This is a genomic window from Pseudoalteromonas luteoviolacea CPMOR-1 (genome assembly GCF_001625685.1).
Lineage (GTDB): Bacteria > Pseudomonadota > Gammaproteobacteria > Enterobacterales > Alteromonadaceae > Pseudoalteromonas > Pseudoalteromonas luteoviolacea_K.
In genome coordinates, this window is the sequence record NZ_AUYC01000095.1 from 91,943 (window position 1) to 114,471 (window position 22,529).

At 49.3% G+C, this 22,529-nt stretch carries 3 protein-coding genes; all 3 read right to left on the reverse strand.

The features are described from left to right. Positions 1-286 precede the first annotated feature (286 nt). The 3 genes from N473_RS25185 to N473_RS25195 all read right to left on the reverse strand — a co-directional run bounded on the left by N473_RS25185 (position 287) and on the right by N473_RS25195 (position 22,413). Positions 287-12,451, reverse strand: coding sequence for an amino acid adenylation domain-containing protein (locus N473_RS25185; protein WP_063370339.1), 12,165 nt, complete (start codon positions 12,449-12,451; stop codon positions 287-289). Positions 12,452-12,790: 339 nt separating this feature from the next. Next, on the reverse strand, positions 12,791-17,161 hold the full coding sequence (locus tag N473_RS25190; protein ID WP_063370340.1) for a type I polyketide synthase: 4,371 nt from the start codon (positions 17,159-17,161) through the stop codon (positions 12,791-12,793). Between the two features lie 2 nt (positions 17,162-17,163). Beyond that, positions 17,164-22,413, reverse strand: coding sequence for a non-ribosomal peptide synthetase (locus N473_RS25195; protein WP_063370341.1), 5,250 nt, complete (start codon positions 22,411-22,413; stop codon positions 17,164-17,166). Positions 22,414-22,529: the final 116 nt, after the last annotated feature.

Here is a 22,529-nt window from a genome sequence, read left to right on the forward strand (position 1 = left end):
GCACACTGGGTTGCATCCAAACAGCCCATTATGAATTAACCAATAATGTGCTTACCCTAGGTGTTTTCAGCCAATCACATTGGCATAAGCAGTGTGTTTCACAGCGCATTGCACTGGGCATTGTTTGCCCACACGCTAGGGATGTCTTTTAATGACGAGCAAAGTAGGATTTTTTTTAAGGAAAACACGCAAGAATGTGGCTTTACTTGCCTAAGCGCTGGCCGGAAAATGAAAAAGCCAAGATCACATGGCGACCTTGGCTTTGGGTTAACAATCAAAAATCAGCTTACTTTTTCAATTTTCCAAACTTGGCGGACTTGCGTTTTTTAGCACCACTACTGCGTTTAGGTTTAGGTAAAGCTTGTTCAGGATGGACAGCCAAGGTATCCAACAGACCCAACCACTGAGTGACCAAGGTCGCCATTTTATCTTTCAGGTAGAGATCTGTTTTAAATACCAGATTACCACTGAACCCAGTTTCACTCGGCTCAATGAAGATGCCTGAATCAAACTTACTGCTCACTTCACCACTTGGCAGCTCAGTGATCTCCATGCCTTCAACAGGCCAGCGTGGCTGTGGCGTATTTTGCATTACAAACAACTGCTGGAATATTGGCGAGGTACCCGCTTGACGCGGTGCACCTACCAATTGCATGATCCGCTCAAGCGTTAGCAGCTGGTGATCTTGCACTGCTAAAAATTGCTGCTGGACCTGCTTTGCCAAACTGATAAGGCTATCATCTGCACTGACTTTAATACGCAGTGGCATCACCTTGATGAAATAGCCAATTAATGGCTCCAGCGAGAGTGTTTCTCGACCTGCCATGGGTGTGCCAACCACTAAGTCTTGCTGCCCAGTTTGCTGACTCAAAAACGCCATATAACTGGCTTTTAACAAGGCAAATAGGGAAACCTGATGCGCCTCGCTCAAGGTTTGCAATTGCGATGCTGTATCAGCTTGAATATCAAACCGTACCTGCTCGCCTTGGCTGCTCGGTTTGTCCGGACGCGGGAAATGCAGCGGCAACGTAGTGACCTGAGGTGCCGCTTCAAGCTGTTGCTGCCAGAATGTGTGGTTTTGAGTTCCCTCTTCGGAGGCTAAACGGGCGTTTTGCCAGTGCGCATAATCTGCATATTGCACCTCTAGCGGTGCCATCGCTTCAACCAGACTATTATCGCCGAGCTGCTCAGCATAAAACACGCCAAGCTCTTGAACCAAGTTGGCAATTGACCAGCCATCACTGACGATGTGATGCATACTCACCAATAATTGATGGCTATCTGCACCCAGTTGCAGCACTTTGGCGCGCATCAATGGTGCGGTACTTAAATCAAAACCTTGCTGCTCAAAGTCACGGCGAATCTGCATCGCCTTTTGCGCACTTTCAACCTGCTCAACAGCAATGGTAAAGTTTACATTTTCAAGCACCTTGCTGCGCGGCTCGCCCTCAACATTCACAAAGCGAGTACGCAGCACCTCATGACGCGCAAGTAACTGATTAAATGCCAGCTCAAGTGCCTGAATGTCTAATTCACCACTAAGAGATACGCCACCTGCGATGTTATACGCAGCTTTATCCGCAGCATCACTCATTTTGTCCGTCAGCCACAAGCTTTGCTGCGCAGCAGACACTGGCATTAGCTCTGTGCGCTCAATAGATATCAGTGCTAAACGCGCTACCCCCTGCTCAGACTGCGCAGTCAGTTGGGCTAAAGCCGCCAAATCTGGCGCATTGAAAATGTCTTTTACCTCAATGCCGTAATCACCTAATTGGTTAATTCTAGGCACCAAACGCAGCGCACTGATGGAATCTCCACCCAATGCGAAGAAGCTGTCGTGTCGACCCACTTGCGGGACATTCAACAGTGATTGCCAAATCTGCGCTATCTGCTGCTCAAGACCCGCTTGTGGCGGCACATATGTACCTTTATCAAATACAAGTGTGAGTATTGGTAAGCGCTTACGATCCACCTTGCCATTTTGATTGAGCGGTAACTGCGTCACAATTTCAATGGCTTGTGGGATCATGTACTCAGGTAGGCGCTCACGCAGCGCAACTTGCAGCGCACTGCCAGTCAGCTTATCACTGACCGCAAATGCCACTAACACAGGTTGCTCCTGCTGGCTTTGCACCAAAACCACCGCCTGTGCCACGCCATCGAGTGCACTGAGCTGCGCTTCAATTTCACCCAACTCAATACGATGACCACGAATTTTAATCTGATCGTCAACACGACCTAAGTATTCCAACTGTGCCTGCGCATTCCAGCGCACTAAATCACCCGTGCGATATAGTCGCGTACCATTGTCGCTAAACGGGTTCGCCACAAAACGTTCGGCAGTTAAATCCGCTTGCTGCACATAACCTTCAGCTAAACAGCTGCCGCCGATATACAGCTCACCCACCGCACCCTGTGGCAACAAGTTCAAGTCGCTATCTAATACATATACGTTTCGATTGCCGACCGGCTTACCGATGGGGACGTAACGACCATCAACTGAAGACTTAGCATCGCCCAGCCACAGCGTGGGTGTGACCACAGCTTCGGTTGGGCCATAGGCATTAACAAATTGTGCTTGTGGCAAGCTTTGCTGAGCCAATTTAAAGTCGCCTTGGTGCCAGCCTTCACCACCGACAATACACAGGCGCACTGAGTCGAGCTTTGACACATGACGCAAGTAAGCTGGCGGTAAATCCACCACGGTAACTTGCTCAATCTCCACGTACTCGACGAGTGCATCTGGACCCATAGATTTCGGGTCAACCACACTCAATTGTGCGCCACTTAGCAGTGGCATTAACAGCTGTTCCAGCGCCGCATCAAAGCCCATTGAGGCAAAGAGCACTGCGTGATCGCCGACTTGATACTGATAATACTGCTGCATGGCATAGCAATGATCTGCCAGCGCCTGATGAGAAACAGCCACGCCTTTTGGTAACCCCGTCGAGCCTGATGTGAAAATCATATAAGCCGTTTGCTGGGGTAAAATGGTGTTGCCAAGTGCCGTTGTCGGATACACACTGAGCGTGGACTCATCCAGTGTATGGGTAGACACCCCCTTCAATTCACTGGAACTATCATCACTCAACAATAAACCTGCGCCACTTTGCTGTGCAATATATTGCTGGCGTTCAAGAGGCAAACTTGGGTCAATTGGCACGTATGTCGAACCGGATTTCAACACAGCTAAGGCTGCAACCACCATGTCAATGCCACGGGCAAAACGCACCGCGACAACCGGGTGAGATTGTGCGTACAGGTAATGTGCCAAACGATCACTGTGCGCTGCGAGCTGCTGATAATTCAATGCCGTGTCGGCAAATTTCAGTGCGGTACTATGCGGGTATTGTTTTGCCATCGCGCTTATTTGTGACGTTACCAAAGACGCCGCCGTGTGTGTTTGCCCCTGACTCAAAGCATGCAACTGCGCTCGCTGTTCTTCTGGGAGCAACACAAGGTCAGCGATACGCTGTGATTGCGTTTTGACTAACGCAATCAATACCGCATTCAGTGCACAAGCAAGCTCTGCTCGGCGCGCCGGACTAAAGCGTTCTTTGGCAAATTCAAACTCAATATTGGTGAGCCCTTCGCTGTTTTCATAACAATTCAGCACCAACTCAATCTGGGCTTCGCTGGCATCAATAGATACGGGGCTCACATCTAACTGAGGCAGTGCAAGCAACGCTTCTCCATTGACACGTTGATGGTTGATCATCACTTGGAACAACGGCTGTTCAAGGTCACGGTCTAAATCAAGGCTATCTAATAGTTGTTCAAATGGTAAATCTTGATGCGCTTGAGCACCCAATAACTGTGTTTTCACCTGCTCAAGCGCATCACTCAATAACACCTCCCCTGAGAGATGCGTGGTGATCACTTGGGTATTCACAAAGAAACCAACCAGTGATTCAGTGCCCGCGTTATGACGGTTGGCAATCGGCATACCCACACGAATGGTTGATTGCCCGCTGTAGCGATGGAGCAACACCTTCAGTGCGGTCATTAAGACATTAAACAAACTGGTATTGTTAGCTTTGGCATAATCTGCCAAGGCTGTTTTTAGTGCATCATCTAGCTGAATTTGCTCTGTCACTGCTTGATAGCTACTTTGCTGCGTCGCTATATCGCTTGGCAGACGCAGCGCAGATAAGTCATCACCAATGGTACTATGCCAATAGCTGAGCTGCTCAGCTTTCACCTCATCGTTTAGCCAAGCCCGCTGCCAGTGTGCGTAATCGCTATAGCGCACGCTTGCGGTGTCGATAGGTAACACCTTATCCGAGAGCGCATCGCGATATGCCTTAGCAAAATCGTCAATAATGATCTGTAATGACCACGCATCTGAGATAATGTGGTGCATCACAACCACCAGTTCATGCTGTGAATCACTGTGTTTTATCAGACCAACTCTGAACAGCTTGCCTTGGGTCAATACAAATGGCTGTGCCACAAAGTCCGCCCGCCATGCAGTACTGTCCGTACCATTAGACGCATCAAACTCGTAATATGCAAATTGGCCAATCGGTGCGATATACTGCGATACCTGCGCGTCTTTATCTTCAACGTACACAGTACGCAATGCATCATGACGATTGCTAACAAAGTCCAATGCTCTTTGCAGTGCTTCTTTATTGAGCGTCCCTTGCAGCATCAAGCCGCCTTTAATGTGATACGCACTACTTTGTGGTGATAGCTTCCACAAGAACCATTGACGCTGCTCGGCAAACGACAGCCCAGAATACCTCTGTGCCTGACGCTGTAGCGCCGGTTTGGTACTGATATTATTGCCATCAATTAACGCCGCTAATTGGGCAAGACTGCCTGTACTCAGTAGCTGAGGGAGCTCAAAGTGAAGCCCTGATTGTTTACCTTGGCTCGCCACGCTCAGTGCTTTAATAGAATCACCACCTAACGCAAAGAAATTATCCTCTCGGCCCACTTGCTCTGTACCTAATACAGATTGCCAAATAGTGGCTAAGCGTGACTCGGTCTCTGTCTGCGGGGAAACGTACGCCTGTGTTTCTTGCCACTGTGGTGCTGGTAATGCTTTTCTATCGATTTTGCCATTGCTGTTATGCGGCATTTCATCCAACGTCATCACCAGTGCAGGCACCATGTAATCAGGTAGCCACTGGGCGATGGTGGTTTTAATCATTTCGCTATCGAGTGCTTTACCAGACACATAGCCCACCAGCTGTGTTGCGCCCGTGCTGTTGTCATCAACGACCACCGCTTCACTGACTCCGTCACAGCGATACAGCTGCGCCTCAATGTCACCCAACTCAATACGGTAACCACGGATCTTCACTTGATGATCCGTACGGCCTAAATATTCAAGCTGACCAGCTTGGTTCCAGCGCACCAAATCGCCAGTGCGATATAAACGGCCACCATCATCCGCAAACGGGTTTGCCACAAAGCGCTCAGCGCTGAGTTCAGGGCGAGCTAAATAACCACGGGCAAGGCCGAGGCCAGCAATATACAGCTCACCAGCCACCTGCTGTGGACACAGGTTTAATTGGTTGTCCAACACGTACAGTTGAGTATTTAAGGTGGCATCGCCTAAATGTACTGGCGCCTGTGTCACTTGGTAGCAACTTGACCAAATGGTGGTTTCGGTTGGGCCATACATATTCCAAAGTTGAACGCCACTTTGTGCCAGATCCGCCACCAACTCCGCAGGCAGGGCTTCACCACCACACAGAGCTCGCTTGCCTTGCACTTGTGTTAATAAATCAAGCTCTAGCAAGCTGCGCCAACCTGCTGGGGTAGCTTGTATTAAGTCTTGCTCGGCCAATAACGTAGCGCTCAGCGTCGATGCATTTTGTGCCACTGTGACCGTACCACCACTTATCAGCGGTAGATAAATTTCTAGCCCTGAGATATCGAATGACAACGAGGTTAATGCCAATGCATTAAGCGCACTCTCCAAGCCCAGCTGCTGCTGCATGCCCAGTAAGAAGTTAACTAGGTTGCCGTGACTGATCGCCACGCCTTTTGGCAAACCTGTGGAGCCAGAAGTATAAAGGGTGTACACCAATTGATGGTGATGGCGCTGCACATTAAGGTTGCCATCGTCATATGATGCAAGCGGCAGATCTGTGACGTTTAAACAGCTCACATCATCAGTAAAGGATACCTCTGAGTTAGTAAGTGCAAACTTTGCACCGCTATGCTGACAAATATAGTCGCGGCGCTCTTCTGGTAGCTCTACCGCGATCGGCACATACACGCCACCCGCTTTGCTCACCGCCAGTATCGCGACAATCATCTCAATACCACGGGTCATGCTGATTGCCACTGGCATCTCTGTAGTAAGCCCTGCTGCAAGCAGCGCCTGCGCCAATTGATTTGCACGACCATTCAGTGCGCCATAGCTGAGCTGTTCACCTTGCTCGTTTTGCACCGCAACAGCTAGAGGCGTTTGCTTTGCCTGTGCTTCAAACATTGCCAATGCATCGCTGCTCGGCAGGGTGTGTGATTGACCAATGCCGAGTTGCTTCACTTGTGCTTGCGTGGCGTCATCGAGCAATTGAATGTGTCCAAGAGGCTGTTCAACTTGTGTTTGCAGTGCGTCAAGTAGACGCGCCAAGTTATTCGCGAGATGCGCCACAAATTCAGCGCTTATACGCCAACCTTGGTATGCAAAGTTAATGGTCAGCCCCTGCGCTGTTTCGACAAATACCGTCAGTGGATAGTTGGTTTCTTCACGGTTTTCAACCAGAGAGAACTTTGCTCCATCTAGCTCATTGGCACCCAGTGTCTCTGAAATTGGGTAGTTTTCAAAAATAAGTAAGCTGTCAAACAGACCTTGCTGGTCAAAGCTCACTTGCCCGTCCGCCAGTTTTTGAACTTGATACAAAGGCGTGTGCTCAAATTCACGACTTTGCATACTGTCTTGCTGGCAGGCTTTGAGCCACTGTCCCACAATTTGCTCATTATCGAGGGTGCTTATCACCGGCAATGTATTGATAAACAAGCCGACAGTGCTGTCACTACCGACTAAATCGGCAGGTCGCCCTGAGGTTGTTGCACCAAAGCACACCGCCGATTTATTTAACATGCGGCTCAGTAGCAATGACCACGCGCCTTGCAGTACGGTATTAACCGTGATTTCTTGCTGCTGCGCAAAGGTTTGTAACTGCGCTGCGTGTGACTCATCGAGCTGCAATGTGTGCTGTGCATACCCTAGCTGGCTGTCCAAGGCATTACGGTTTTGCAGTTCAGTCAGATAAGAGGCGTCATTTAGCTGTGCAAGTCGGCTTTGCCAATACGCATCGCCCGCCGCCTCATCTTGTTTGGCCAGATATGCCAAATAATCTTGATACTGGCCACCGGGCTGCGGCAATGCATGCCCTTGATACGCCATCATGACTTCAGCCAGCACCGCGGTGCTGCTCCAGCCATCCAATAACATGTGATGGTAAGTCCAAATGAAGTGATGCTGTTGCGCCGATTGCTGTACCAAGGTGAACGACATTAAGCCCACCTCTTCAGTCACCGCAAAACCTGTATCTAAAATTGTGCGGGCCAGTTTATCGGCTGATTTTTCAGGCTCAGCTTGCCAATCCAATTCATCAAATACGATTTGATGGTCATGGATGACATACTGTAAAGGCTGTTGCGCCCCAGAGATAAAGCCTGTGCGCAAGGCCTCATGTCTCGCCACCACTTGCTGCCACGCGGCCTTAAAACGCGTGACATCCAAGCCGCTGATATCCAGCCTTAATTGATTCAGATATGCAGCACTTTGCTCAATCATGGAGTGAAACATCATGCCTTGCTGCATCGCAGACAGCGGATAAATGCTCGACACCGACGACGGGGCAATTGGCAGAGCATCTAGCTCATCTTGAGATAGGCTCAGCAATGGCACATCCGCAGGTGTCAATCTCACTTCAGCCTCAAGGCAATGGTTAATGACTGCACTGAGTGCCTGCTCAAAGTACTGCGCAAATTCAGCCATGTCCGATGACAATAACCGTGCACCACTGTAGCTGATGGCCAACTGTAACTGGCTGTTTTGAATAGCACCATTAATTGCAATGTCGGCGCTGAGCGGATTTTGTGCAGCAATGCTGCTACCGACGCCGTCTGTACTCATGTGCCAATCGGCTAACTGCGTATTGCTGTTGGCATCTAGCTGACCTAGGTAATTAAATTCAATTTGCGGCTTACGCTCTGTGCGCAGCGCCTGCTGCTGTGCTTCGCTGCCATAATATTTAAATGCGCCATACCCGATGCCTTTATTGGGGAGCGCACGCAAACGTTCTTTGGTGCCGATAATGGTCTGTGCCAAATCATCACCATCACTTAACTTCACCGGATATAAAGACGTGAACCAACCCACAGTGCGGCTTAGATCCAATTGCGACTGCCATGGTTCACGGCCATGCCCTTCTAAGAATACCTGTGCGTCGGTGCTGCCTGTCCACTGCTTCAATGCCACACTCAAAGCAGCCAACAGCAGTTCATCAATATGTGTACGATATGGGCGTGATGCCTGTGATAACAAGGCTTGAGTGTGTGACTCGCTCAACTTAACTTGTAAAGTTTCTGCACTTGCGATGGTCGCGTCGCCCTCTGCCACATAGTTAGGTAATTCAAGGGCATCACACTGCTGGTTTTGCCACAGGGCAAACTCATTGGCGTGAGCACTTGGGTAGGCTTGCAACTGCTGCGCCCAATATTGATAGCTGTGGCTTTTTGGGGGTAGTGCAATTGCCTTGCCCGCAGTTGCCAATTCAATGCCTTGCAATAAGTCATCCACTAAAACACGCCAAGAGACACCATCAATCACCAAGTGATGGGCAATTAAAATCAAGGCTTGTCGGTTTTCACTGTGGACATATAAAACCCGCAGCGAGTCAGCGCGCTGAATGCTTAAACTGGCTTGTGCCTGTTCAGCGGCATTGAGCAAATACGTATCAAATTCGCTGTCTGTGGTTTGCTGATACCAAACCACTTCGCGGTAATTCGCCTCATCGTACTCACGATACGTTTGTTGCCACGACCCTTGCTGTTGAAATTGCAAACGCAAGCTATCGTGATGCTTGATCAGCATTTGTACACTGTCGTTCAACTGTGCCAAGCCAATGGGCGCAGGTGGCGTCAAGCGAATAGCTTGGTTCCAATGATCAATCTGGCTGGGCTGTCTGGCAAAAAACGTGTGTTGAATCGGTAGTAATGGCGCGTCGCCGCTCACCACTTGCGGGATTTTATCTGCTTCGCTCAACTCGCTCAGCGCTTTAGCTAACTGGGCAATGGTCGGCGCTTCAAATACTTGCTTGGCGCTCAGAGCAAAGCCATGCTGGCGCATCGCTGACACAATTTGCAAGCTCAGGATCGAGTCTCCCCCCAAGGCAAAAAAGTTGTCATTACGACCAATTAGACTTTGCCCCAGTACCTGCTGCCAAGTCTGGCACAGTAATGTTTCTCGCTCCCCTTGCGGTGCTTGATAGGCACGCTGAGTTTGCAACTTAGGCTCAGGCAATGCTTTGCGGTCCACTTTACCATTGCTGCTCAGCGGCAATGCATCCAGTACCATGATACTGCTAGGCACCATATAATCTGGCAAAGCATCACTCAAGCCCTGCTGTAAACGGCTTTCATCTAAAGACGACCCACTGACATAGGCGGCCAATCTCGCGCCGCCATTGGGGCCACTGACTGCCACCACCACGGCTTCTTTTACGCCATCTTGGGCAAACAATTGCGTCTCTATTTCACCCAGCTCAATACGTAAGCCACGGATCTTCACCTGATGATCGGTTCGACCCAGATATTCAAGTTCACCCAGCTCACTCCAACGCACCAAGTCACCGCTGCGATATAAACGGCTACCGTCATGGGCAAACGGGTTGGCAACAAAGCGCTCCGCACTGAGATCAGGGCGATTTGCATAACCACGTGAAAGACCAACACCGCCAATGTAAAGCTCACCCACAGCGCCAATTGGACTGAGGTTCAGTTGCTGATCCAACACCCACAGCTCACATCCGGCGATCGGTTTACCGATTGGCACCGCTTTGTCTGCGCGGCCATCACATTCGTAATAGCTGACATCAATGGCCGCTTCCGTTGGGCCATACAGGTTGTGGATTTCCAGTTGCGGTAACAGCTTAAGCGTATCGGCTTGCAAAGCCGCAGGCAGCGCTTCACCGCTACAAATAATATGCTTAATGCTGGTACATTTTTGTGCCAGTGGCTCACTGACAAAGGCTTGTAACATCGAGGGCACAAAGTGCAATAAGGTCACCTGCTGGGCTTGAATAAGCTCGGCAAGCTCACGGGGCTCTTTGTGAATTTCCGGCTCAGCCACCACCAAGGTTGCGCCGCGCATCAACGGCCAGAAAAATTCCCACACCGAAACATCAAAGCCATATGGCGTTTTTTGTAATACGCGATCTTGACTGCCAATCGGATAGGCTTGGTCCTGCCAGCTGATCCGGTTGTACAAAGCATGGTGGTGATTCACCACCCCTTTTGGTTTGCCGGTCGAGCCTGAGGTATAAATCACATAAGCCGCTTGCTGCGGCAAAATAGTGACATTTGGATAATCACTACGGTGCGTCTCTAATTGCTCTGACAGCGCTGACCAAGCAAAATACGGTACGTTAAATTGCTGATTGTCGCGATTTCCAAGCACCAATTTAAAGGTGCTATTTTGCGCAATGTATTCAACGCGATCAGCGGGTAAGTTCGGGTCCAATGGTACGTAAGCCGCGCCGCTTTTCATCACCCCGATAAGCGCAATCACCATTTCGAAACTGCGGTCAAAATACACCCCAATTTGATCTTCCGCGCCTATGCCTTGGGCAATCAACCAGTGTGCCAATTGATTGGTGCGCTGTTCAAACTGTGCGTAACTCATGTGCTCACCAGCAAAGATCAATGCACTTTGCTCTGGTGTTTTTTGAGCTTGCGCACTGATGATGTCGGCAATAGAGTCTTGCCATTCAAATGCTGACTCGCCATTTGCAAACGACTCCAAGCTCTGCTGCCTGTGCGCTGGATACCAGTCTAAATATTGTAGTGGCGAGGCTGGGTGCAAAGAGACCGCACTGAGCAACGCAGTCAGTTCATCCAAGCAATGTTTGGCAAATGCTTCGCTGTATAACGTGTTGGCATAGTAAAGGTGCAGCGTGGTATCACCGCTGACTTCTTCAATCACATCCAATTGCAAATCAAAAGGCATAGAAAATCGCAGCGCTTGAGTATCTTTGAGCCTTACCCCTTGCAATGAGTCCATCGCACCTTTGTCACGCTTTAGATAATTAAACATCACCTGAAACAGTGGGTGACTGCCGGTGCTGCGTGGCGGTTTAATGGCATCGAGCAGATGCTCAAAAGGTAAATCTTGGTTGGCCTGTGCGAACTGTGAAAACGACTTGGCTTTATCCAGTAACGCTGAAAAGCTGTCTTGTGGCGCCACTTCCAAGCGCACCACTTGGGTATTAATGAAAAAGCCGATTAACCCGTGCGTTTGCGCATGATGGCGGTTGGCAATGGGCACGCCCACTTTGACATCATGTTGGTCGCTATAGCGATGCAATAAATATTGAAACGCACTGAGCAGTACCAAATACGGCGTCACTTGGTGCTGTTTGGTCAGTGCCTGTACTTGCTGCCATAAATTGCTAGGCAGCGTCATCGATTGGGTCGTGATGGGGTAGTTGCCGCCTTGCCTTGCCAAGCTGTTTGCAGGTAGGCGCAGGGGTTCAAAATCGTCGCCAAGCGCCGCTTGCCAGTCTGTTAATTGCTTGTCTAGCAACGCGGTATGATCTTGCTGTGTAAGCCACAAAGCATAATCTAAATAATCGGCTTGCGGCGTCAGCTCTGGTAAACTCTGCTGACTCTGCAACAACGCATACGCTTGAATAAATTCATTAAATAGCTGCTGCATCGACGTGCCATCAGTCACAATGTGATGCATCACTACCAGCAAAGTGCACTCACCCGAAGATTCAAGCAGTGCAACACGTAGCAGAGGCTCTGCGGTTAAATCAAAAGGCTGGTCGGCAATCTCAAATGCCTGCTGTACGGTATCAGCTTGGCTGGGCACGTCAATAAAAGTGAAAGCGTTATCTGCTTGCAGCTGCTGAACCGTGGTGCCCGCTTCCTCACTGAAACGACTATTTAAAATGCCGTGTTTTGCCACCAAGTGTGCAAAGCTTGCCTGTACCCAGGCTTTATTTAACTGGCCTTGAAAAGACAAGGTGCCCGCTAAGTTGTAGACACTGTCTGCTGGGTCTAACTGCCACGCAGTCCAAAGTCGTTGCTGAGCCGGTGTCAATGGCACTTTAGCGCTTCTATCTTCGCGCACCGTTAACTGATTTTGCTTGGCTCTAGATTGACTGTCGGCCAATTTGGCTTTGAGTTTTAATTGCTGTTCTTCAGTTAATGCGCCACCGCGCTCGCGTCTTCTTCTGCGCTTTTGCTCGCTCATGCTGATCCCACCTGGCTATCGATTGTTATGCACTGCTGTGTGTCAGTCGAGATAAAAAACAAAGTATTGCTTTGCCTGTACTCAACCACATTGCAATGGATTTTGGCTCGCTACCACATGACACTCACCCCCATACACAGCAACTCAAACAAGGCATCTTTGCTGCATTGCTGTTACTTATATTAGGTTGTTTGGGTTGTGGTGATTACATCGCGTTTTGCTTGGATGTGTCGGTAAATTTGCCCTTAATGCCAGCTAGACGTTGGGAGAGGAAAAAAATAAAGTGGGAGGCCAATTTGGCCTCCCAAAAAAATAGTCACAGAGCTTTCAAATCAGCCTCTATTCGCTCAGCAACTGCTCTTCTATTAAGAAAGTCAGATTGTCTAAATTGGGATCTTCAAAAAAGGTAGCTGGCTCTATCTCAACGGCAAACTGCTGTTTGACCTTGGCCAACATTTGTATGGCTATCAGCGAGTCGCCGCCAAGCTCAAACAAATTATCGAAAATACCAATTTCGTCAAAGCCTAAGAACTCACTCCAAATTGCTGCCAATTGCAGTTCAAGCTCGCTTTCTGGGGCTTCAAACTCAGTATCAAGATCTGGACGTTTGTGCCCTTTTGGCGCAGGAGATTTTGCCTGCATTAATTTTTCTGTCAGCTCTGCCACCTTATCTGCACGGGCCTGCCAAGACAGGCTTGCGGCATAAATTTGCGGCGCCTGCGATTGGCTAATACCATCCAATAAGGTTTTGGCCGCCAACTCATCAATACCAAAGTCTTCACCGACACTGTGACCCGCTGCCATGCCGATATTTGCCCAGGCATCCCAATTCACCGATTGCACCAAAAATGGCTGTGGCTGCATCGCCACCGCATCAAGGTAACTGTTGGCAGCACAGTAATCACTCTGACCCAAGGCCCCCAAAACCGATGCCAAAGATGAGCATAAAATCATCCGTTCTAGCTGATGTGATTTAAACGCAGCTAATAGATTATCTGTACCGCGGGTTTTCGCTGCCATGCTGTGCGACGCTTGCTCGGTGGTCATTTGAGCTAACATGCCTCCACCCGGTAAGCCAGCTGCGTGGATCACCTGAGTAATACGACCCAGCGATTGCTCTGCATGACTGATGGCGACATTCAGACTCGCAATATCCAGCACATCGGCAGTAACCACAGCAACGCGCGCACCCGTTGCTTGCAGTGACTGCAGTGCTTGGATCTGGCCTGCCAACTTGCTGTCTGTGTGCTCATCGTTGAGCAACGTAGGCCACTGCTCGCTGTTAGGGAATTCTGCACGAGTTTGCAACATCAAAGCATGGCCTTGTGCAGCCAATAACTTAGCTAACACTAAACCCACTCCGCCAAGACCCCCTGTGATAAAGGTCACAGGTGACGACGAAGTAGTACTCGACGCAATCTCTGTTTGCGGCAAAACTTGTTCAGTGAAGACAAAGCGCTGGCGACCTCGATAAGCAATTTCTTTTGCTTCATTGGCCATATCTGCAACCAGCTGCGCGGCAATGTGTGACTGAGCGCTATCGCGCTGCGCGGTGGTGATTTCTCGTAGCTGGCAATCAATGGCTGTTTGCTCCATGCCAATCACCCGCGTTATTCCAAGCGCTGTGGCTTTGTCCGCCGATATTTGCTCATCACCTAACACGCTGAATAATTCACTGGCCACCACTGTCCACTGCTGTGTGCCCTGACTCAATAGCCATTTGGCCAGCGGTAATAACTGCTGATAACCACATCCTGATTCATCAAGCAAACGACAATCCACAATGCGCGTAAAGCGATGCTGCTCAAAAAGTGCTGTTAATTGATTGGCATCTTGGCAATCCAAACGATATTGACCTTGTTCCAGCGAGACAAATTCATCCCCCTGCCATGCCAAGATCACTTCAGCGCCTTTTGTACTGAGTTCAGTGGTCAACTGTGACAATATTGGCGCATCTGTCGCAATTACGAGTACCTTTTCGCTGTTGAACTGACTAAGCGCAGAAGTTGTATGCAATTGCTGCTGCCAAACTGGCGCTAATAATTCAGGACCTGCGCTATCAGTTTGTGTCGTCACTGGTGTTGTGTTGTGTGTCGCATCAACCCAATATTCTGTGCTATCAAACTGATATGCTGGAAATGCCATCTCTAACCCATGTGGATTAGATGACACCACAGACCAATCTATCGCCACACCCGATTGCCACAGTTTTGCCAGCGTTTTCACACAAGGTGGAATAGGCGCTTTTAAATCGCGCGCATGGGCAATGGAATTGAGTACCGTAATGTCACCTTCAATCGATTGCTTGGCCAACTTTTGTAGCGTATCGCCAGGGCCTGCCTCAACGAGCACATTGCACTTAGCTGACAGAGTTTTCACGCCATCAACAAAATTCACGGCTTGGCGAATATGGTCTAGCCAATACTGTGTTGAAGTCGCTTGCTCTGGCGTGATCCAAGTCCCTGTTACGTTGGACACAAATGGTATTTGCGGTGCATTCAACTGCACAGTATTTAATACGTCAGCAAATTCACCCAACACAGGCTCAGTCAAATGGCTGTGGAAAGCGTGCGACACATGCAAGCGCGTAACGCTGATATCGGCGGCTTTGAGCTCAGTTTGCAGCGTCTTGATGGCTTCTTTAGACCCCGCCACAACAGTATTAGTCGGGCTATTACACGCTGCGATATCCAGTTGTGCATTTAAATACGGCTGTAAACTTGGCGCATCGCTCATCACAGATAACATGGCACCCGGTGCCATTTTTTGTAGCGCTTCGCCGCGGGCCGTCACCAATTTCACAGCGGTGTCTAAGCTCATCACTTCACTGAGACATGCAGCCACATATTCACCAATACTATGGCCAAGCATGGCTTCAATCTGTATGCCATGGGCTTGATAGCATTTAGCCATCGCATAGGCGACGACAAATAAAGCAGGCTGAGTCACACGCGTTTGACCTAGCAACTGGTTGGCTGCTAAAAGCTCATCATCGTTGGGGGTAAAGACGCGGCGTAATTCATCTTGCAAGGTGTTATCAAATAAAGCGATGACATCATCAAACTGGACTTTAAATTCAGGCATATGTTCAAGCAAAGGCTTAGCCATGGTCACATACTGGGACCCTTGTCCTGAAAACATCAGCGCCACTTGCGCAGCGCCCACTTTATCACCCGAGACATCTCGGACTAGCAGTTGCTGCGCCTGCTCTGCGCTGTCTACTACTAGGGCATGACGCACAGCCTGAGCGGTACGGCTATGCTGCGATTGTGCTGCGATAAGTGCTAAAGAATCTGGATTTTGCTGTAATTTGATAGCCAGCGCTTGGCGCTGGGTTTCCAGTGCTGACTGCGAGTTCGCAGACACAGGTAAAATGTGCCAAGGTGCCGTATGACTGTGCTGCGTCTCATTTGCTGTGTATTCTTCTAAAATCACATGGGCGTTAGTGCCGCCCATCCCCAGTGAACTCACCGCCGCTCGGCGCACTGAGTCACTTTCCCATGGGGTCAATGTGGTGTTGACATAAAATGGGCTATTCGCAAAATCGATTTTGCTATTCAATGGGTCACTATGCAAACTGGGTGGTAGCGTTTTGTGGCGCAGTGCCTGCACCGCTTTAATCAAACCGGTTACACCCGCCGCTGAGTCAAGATGACCAATATTAGCTTTAATGGAACCGATGGCAATTTGCTGCTTGTCACACTCACCATAGGCGCGGCTTAGCGCAGCGATTTCGATCGGGTCGCCTAAGGTTGTGCCCGTGCCATGGGTTTCAATATAACCCACTGAACTTGGCTCAATATCGGCAAATTCCAGCGCTGCTTCAATGGCATTTGCTTGTCCAGTGACACTCGGTGCGGTGTAGCCCACCTTCTCTTTACCATCGTTGTTTATTGCAGATCCTTTGATCACAGCCAGTATATGATCGCCCGCTTCAATAGCATCTTCCACACGCTTAAGCACCACAGCGGCGCTGCCGCTACCAATCAAGATACCATCCGCTTGCTCACCAAATGCGCTCAGTTGGCCAGAGGGTGATAAACTGCCGCCAGTTGGCGCATGATAACCTTGCTCGTTATTTAAGTTTAACCATACGCCACCAGCAAGGGCCGAGTCGCATTCATAGTTTTGCAGTGAGCGACACGCCATGTGCACTGCCACCAAAGACGTCGAACATGCTGTCTGCACGCTCACCGCCGGGCCCGTTAAATCCAGCTCATAGCTGATGCGCGTGGCCAATGAATCTTTATCGTTACCATTGGTCAGCGCCAGCAAACTGGTGATATCTTGCTGTGAATCACCCAATAAGTTTTGCAATAAATACGCAGTCACACCACAACCGGCAAATACACCGGTAAAATTACTGGTGTCGGTGGCAATCCCAGCATGCTCTAAGGCATGCCAACAGGTTTGCAAAAATACCCGTTGCTGTGGGTCAAGCTGCGCCGCTTCTTTGGGGGTATAGCCAAAAAATGCCGCGTCAAATTGCGCCATCCCCGCAAAAGGAATACCGCGTTTAATGTAATCCGGATGGGCAAGATCTTCATCGCTGACACCCGCCGCCTTTAAGCTGTTGTCATCAAATGTTTTGACGGAGCAGTGACCATCTCTGACATTTTGCCAAAGTTGATCTACATCATCGGCATCTGGAAAACGGCCAGCCATACCGACGATGGCAATATCTAATTCGCTATAATTATTCTCTGACATGATTAAGATTCTCTTGCTTTTCTTTTACGCGCGGCAATCGCGCCCATGCCGCGTTTTTGTTTCGCGCCACTTGGTTTTTTAGGTGAAACAGGAGCTGTGTTTGACTGCGCACCACCAAGTAGTGTCGCCAAGCTGGCAATACTTGGATGCGCAAACAACTCTGTCATTTGTAAATTTGGATACTGAAGTTTCAGCTCTTCATACACCGCCATCAGTAATAGCGAGTGCCCGCCAACATCAAAGAAGTTAGCGTGTCGATCGATATCTGGAGTTTTGAGATGTTTTTGCCAGATCTCGGCAATCGCGCGTTCGGTGTCGTTTTGCGCAAGCTCTACGGCTTTAACCACACGCTCAATTTTAGGCAGCTGTTTGCGCTCCAACTTGCCGCTGGCGTTCACCGGCAGTGTTTCCAGCACCAGAATATCGCCAGGCACCATGTATGCGGGCATGCGCTCAGCCAGCGCCCTTTTTAACTTATCGGCAAATCCTGCATCGCTGTATTTACCACTTTGAATGTAAGCAATTAAACCCAGCCCATGCGCTTGCTGCTCCGTCACCACAACCGCCATGTCAACATCAGGTAATTGGCTCAAGTGCTGCTCAATTTCACCTAGCTCAACACGAAAACCACGAATTTTTACCTGATGGTCGTTACGCCCGTGGTACATCAAGGCATCGCCTTGCCAGCTGACCATATCACCAGTGGCATACATACGCGCGCCATCATGGCTAAATGGATCCGCAATAAAACGTGTCGCCGTCATTTCAGGCTGTGCCCAGTAGCCACGCGCTAAAATATCACCGCCTACAAACAACTGACCCACTTGACCATGGGGGACTATCTCCAAGTTATCATCAAGGATATACAACTTACGTCCGGCCAAGGCATGACCCAGAGGTACTGACTGACTCTCTTGGCCATGAGTAGCAAAATCTTGGCAAGGGTGGATTGCGGCTTCGACCACGATTTCAGTCGGACCATAGGTGTTAAGTAATCGTACCTGCGACAAGCCAGTATTTTGCCAATCTTGAATACCCGCCACAGACATGGCTTCTCCGCCTGAGTGAACTTGTCTTAATTTAGGTAATGCAAGCGCGGCTTGTTGTGCTTTGCGAGCCCAACTGGCGCTGATACTGCGCCAATACACAGCGCTTAAATCCATTACCGCAACATCATGCTTTTGTGCCTGTTGATAAAGGGTATCAGCATCCCACAAGGCATCGCCGCGCAGTAATACCGCAGCGCCGACTGCCCAGGTTGGGAAGAGCTGTTCAACAAACGCATCAAAGTTCGCCGTGGCAAATTGCAGCACGACATCATCCGCTTGCAAGTTGATAAACTGCTTTGCCGATTCGATGTAGCGAGACAATGCACCTAACTCAATGGCAACGCCTTTGGCTTTACCTGTCGAGCCGGACGTATAATTGAGGTATGCGGTTTGCTGACAATGGCGTGTGACTGCTGGCACACCCGTATTGAGATGCTGCTCACCCAAGAGGGTTTGTGGCGACAATAACATGCCATCAAATGATACCGTCAGTTCGGTGTCATCACTGAGTATGGCTTGGCAGCCACTGTCAATGAGCATATGCTGCAACTTATCCGCAGGAAATTGCTTATCGAGCGGCAAATAAGCCGCACCGGCTTTAAGACATGCCAACGTACTGGCCAGCATCAGTGGCTTTCTGCTTTGCATCACACCGACTACAGATTCCGTGCTCAAGCCTTTTGCCACTAAACCATGAGCTAGGCGGTTTGAAGTCTGCTCAAGCCACTCATAACTGTAGTGCTGATCGTTATAAATCACCGCCGTGCGCGTAGGCTCAGTATGCGCAATCTCACTGATAGCATCTAACCAAGGTGTATCCGGTAATGTCACCACAGTGCCATGACCTTGCGCGATCGCCTGTGTTTTTTCCGTATGGGTTGCTAAATTGCCTATCGCTGTCGTCGGCTCAGCCACCGCATTGCGTAATAAAGTATTGAAGGCAAGCACCACCGATTGCATATATTCGGCATCAAATAGGGCTGCGTTATATTGGAACTCCAACAATAAGGCACCATCATTTAACAGACGCGAGTCTATGCTCAAATCAAACTGAGCTTGCGATTGCAGTGCCGCGACTTTATCCACCGCAACACTCGGTAGATCAAGCGCCTGCTGTACATCCTGCTCAAGGTGGTTAAACATCACTTGAAATAGCGGATTTTGCCCTACGCTACGGTCTGGGTTGAGTGCTTCAACTAATTTTTCAAACGGTAAATCCTGATTTTTTTGTGCTGCAATCACCTGCTCTTTGGTTGCCGCTAACACCTCAACAAAGCTTTGCTGTGCAGACAATGTATTGCGCTGAACCAGAGTATTGATGAAAAAGCCCACCAAAGAATGTAACTCGCAATAGCGGCGATTCGCTACCGGCACGCCAATGCGCGGCGTACGTTTGCCAGCATAGCGATAGAAAAACACCTGCAAGCTACTGAGCAATAACATGAATAAACTTGCGCCATGGCGATGCGCAAGCGCTTGAAGCTGTTCAACTTCTTGATAAGACAATTGCAGTGTTTGACTTTGCATCGGCGCAGGGCCATTAGGCTGCCTGATATGTTGCGGCGTGAGTAGCTCTTCATCATCACTGCCTTGCAACAATTGCTGCCAATACGAGAGCTGGCTGTGCGCATCGGCACTGGATAGCCACTGCTGCTGCCAAGCGGCGAAGTCACCATAATTAATCGTCTGCGGTACGTGAGTTAACGTCTTACCCTCAGCAAGCAACTGATAAGTGCGACTAATATCCGCAAGGAGAAGGTCAAAACTCCACGCATCACTGGCGATATGGTGCATCACCAGTACCAGCTCAAAGCGTCCCTCTGCGCGTTTTAACAATGCAGCTCTGAAGTTTTCGCCTTGTTCCAGCGCAAATGGTTGCTGATAAAATGTCTCTACCCATGCGACAATATCCGCGTCAGACTGCGTCGTCACATCAAGCGACTGCCAGTTCAACTGCTGCTCGGTTAAGCGCTGCTGCCACTGCCCGTCTTGATCTTTCACATACGCATGTCGCAAGGCGCCTTGTTGCTCTAACACCTGTTTAAGCGCAGTTTGTAAGTGCGTGTCGATGACGTCCCCAAGCAACGTTAAGCTAGCACCAATATGATATGCACTACTCGTAGGCTCAAGTTGCCATAAGAACAATTGTCTTTGTTGTTGTGCGCTCAGTGGATAAGCGGTTTGGGCCAATGTAGGGATCGCCACTTGATGTGCTTTGGTATTAATACTCTCTCGTACTAGCTGACAAAAATCAGTAAATTTATGCGCGGCAAATACCGCTGTCGGATCAATTTGGCACTCACATGTCTCTTGTACTTTTGCCAGTAGCAAAGCGGCCTTAATTGAGCTGCCACCTAAGGCAAAAAAATCGGCATCATTGCTGTTCACTGGATAGCGAAGGACTTCTTGCCACAACTCAGCCAAGGTATGTGTGAGGGTATCCCAGTCTTGCTGGTCTTCACCACCATGACTGATGGATAGCTGCTGTAATTGAGCGAGGTTAAAAACCCCGTAGGTCGCCAGCTTATCCTCATTGAGTAATTTCATGCACGCGCTGCGCTGTAATTTACCGCTGGAGGTTTTTGGTAATCCGCCTTGGTCTAATAACACCACCAATTCAGGGCAATGACCAAATTGCTCAATGATAAAATCTCTGATAATTTTTGCGCTTTGTTGCGCTGGCACCTCATTGCGGTACACATTGGCGGTTTCAATGGCAATACCTATGCCTTCACCGCTTTCTTCGCTTGGTACCGGAAATGCCGAGACGCGGCCTTGACGCACAAAGCTGATGGCGCCTTCAATTGCGCGCTCAATATCTTGTGGATAGACATTGTGACCATTCATGATGATCAAATCTTTTTGCCGACCAGAGATGTACAGTTGACCATCATGTATGTACCCAACGTCTCCCGTCCTCAGCCAACGCTTGCCAGCATGCTCAACAAATGTCTCTTGTGTCGCTTTATCATTGCGCCAATACCCAAGTGCAATGCTTGGGCCGCTGGCCCAGATCTCACCAATGCCGCCCTCTGCAACTTCATCAAAGCTCGAAGAACAAGTAATACGCACCTGATGTTCACTAGCCGATATGCCGCACCCAACCTGATGGCCATATTCTTCAGTATCACGCGTATCAGCAACCTGCTGATACACTGCTTTACCCGATGCCAAGGCTTGATTATCAAATGCCTTAATAACCGCACCCTGTGCAGGAATACTGCCAGTCACAAACAAAGTGCCTTCGGCAAGGCCATAACAGGGGTAAAGCGCGTTACTATCGAAACCTTGCGCTGCATATTTGTCGGCAAAGTTCAGTAAAGTGTCGTGACGAATGGGCTCTGCGCCGGAGAAAAACACCCGTAAACTGCTCAAGTCAATGTCTGCAATTTGCTTGTCTTTAATGCGCTCAATACACAGACGATAAGAAAAATCAGGGCCGCCACTGATGGTGGCACGATATTGGGAAATCAGCTGTAGCCAGCGCGCTGGGCGTTCCATAAAGTAACGCGGTGAACACAAGATCAATTTAAAACCGGTATATATCGGTTGTAATAACCCGCCAATCAAGCCCATGTCATGGAACAGCGGCAACCAGCTCACTATGATATCATCGCGACTGTTCTCTAGCCCCTCAGCAATGGCTTTTTCATTGGCAATCAAGTTGCCATGACTCACCATCACCCCTTTGGGTTTGGCCGTTGAACCTGAGGTATATTGTAAAAATGCAATGTCATCACTTTTAGCACAGTAGCGCTCAACGTCTTCAATTTGCTCACAAAACTCGTCAATCACCAGCATTTTACTGCCATGGACTTGCTCAACCAATGCCTCGACTGTAGCAGTATAACGTGCTGTTGTTAGCACAAGTGCTGCTTCTGAGTCTTCCGCAATGCCCACAGTACGGGCAATATGCTGGGCTTTGGTCGATTCTGGTGGAAAGCTCGGAATAGCGGTCACACCTAAATACTGACAAGCTAAAAAGCTGGTCACGTACTCAATGCCGGTATCCATCAAGATCAGCGCTCTGTCGCCTGCCACAACGTGATTTTTTAAATGACTGGCCACCATTAAGCTCTGTGCATACAGCTCTCCATAGCTCCATGGTGTGTGTGCTTTTTTATCAACACATACCAGCGCCGTTTTGTCTGGCTGCTGCGCAACATGCTGCGCTAAATGATCCATGATGGTAATGGCGTTCATGATTTACTCCATGAGATATAACTAGCAATGCGCATCGTGTTTGGTGCTTTTACCGCTCACACTATGTAAAGAGAATGCTTAATGCGCTTAAGTAATTGAGTGTTGTATGGCGGGGT

Excerpts from the sequence above, each read along its gene's own strand:
- N473_RS25185 (WP_063370339.1), bottom strand. The coding sequence starts at position 12,451 with ATGAGCGAGCAAAAGCGCAGAAGAAGACGCGAGCGCGGTGGCGCATTA.
- N473_RS25190 (WP_063370340.1), bottom strand. The coding sequence starts at position 17,161 with ATGTCAGAGAATAATTATAGCGAATTAGATATTGCCATCGTCGGTATG.
- N473_RS25195 (WP_063370341.1), bottom strand. The coding sequence starts at position 22,413 with ATGAACGCCATTACCATCATGGATCATTTAGCGCAGCATGTTGCGCAG.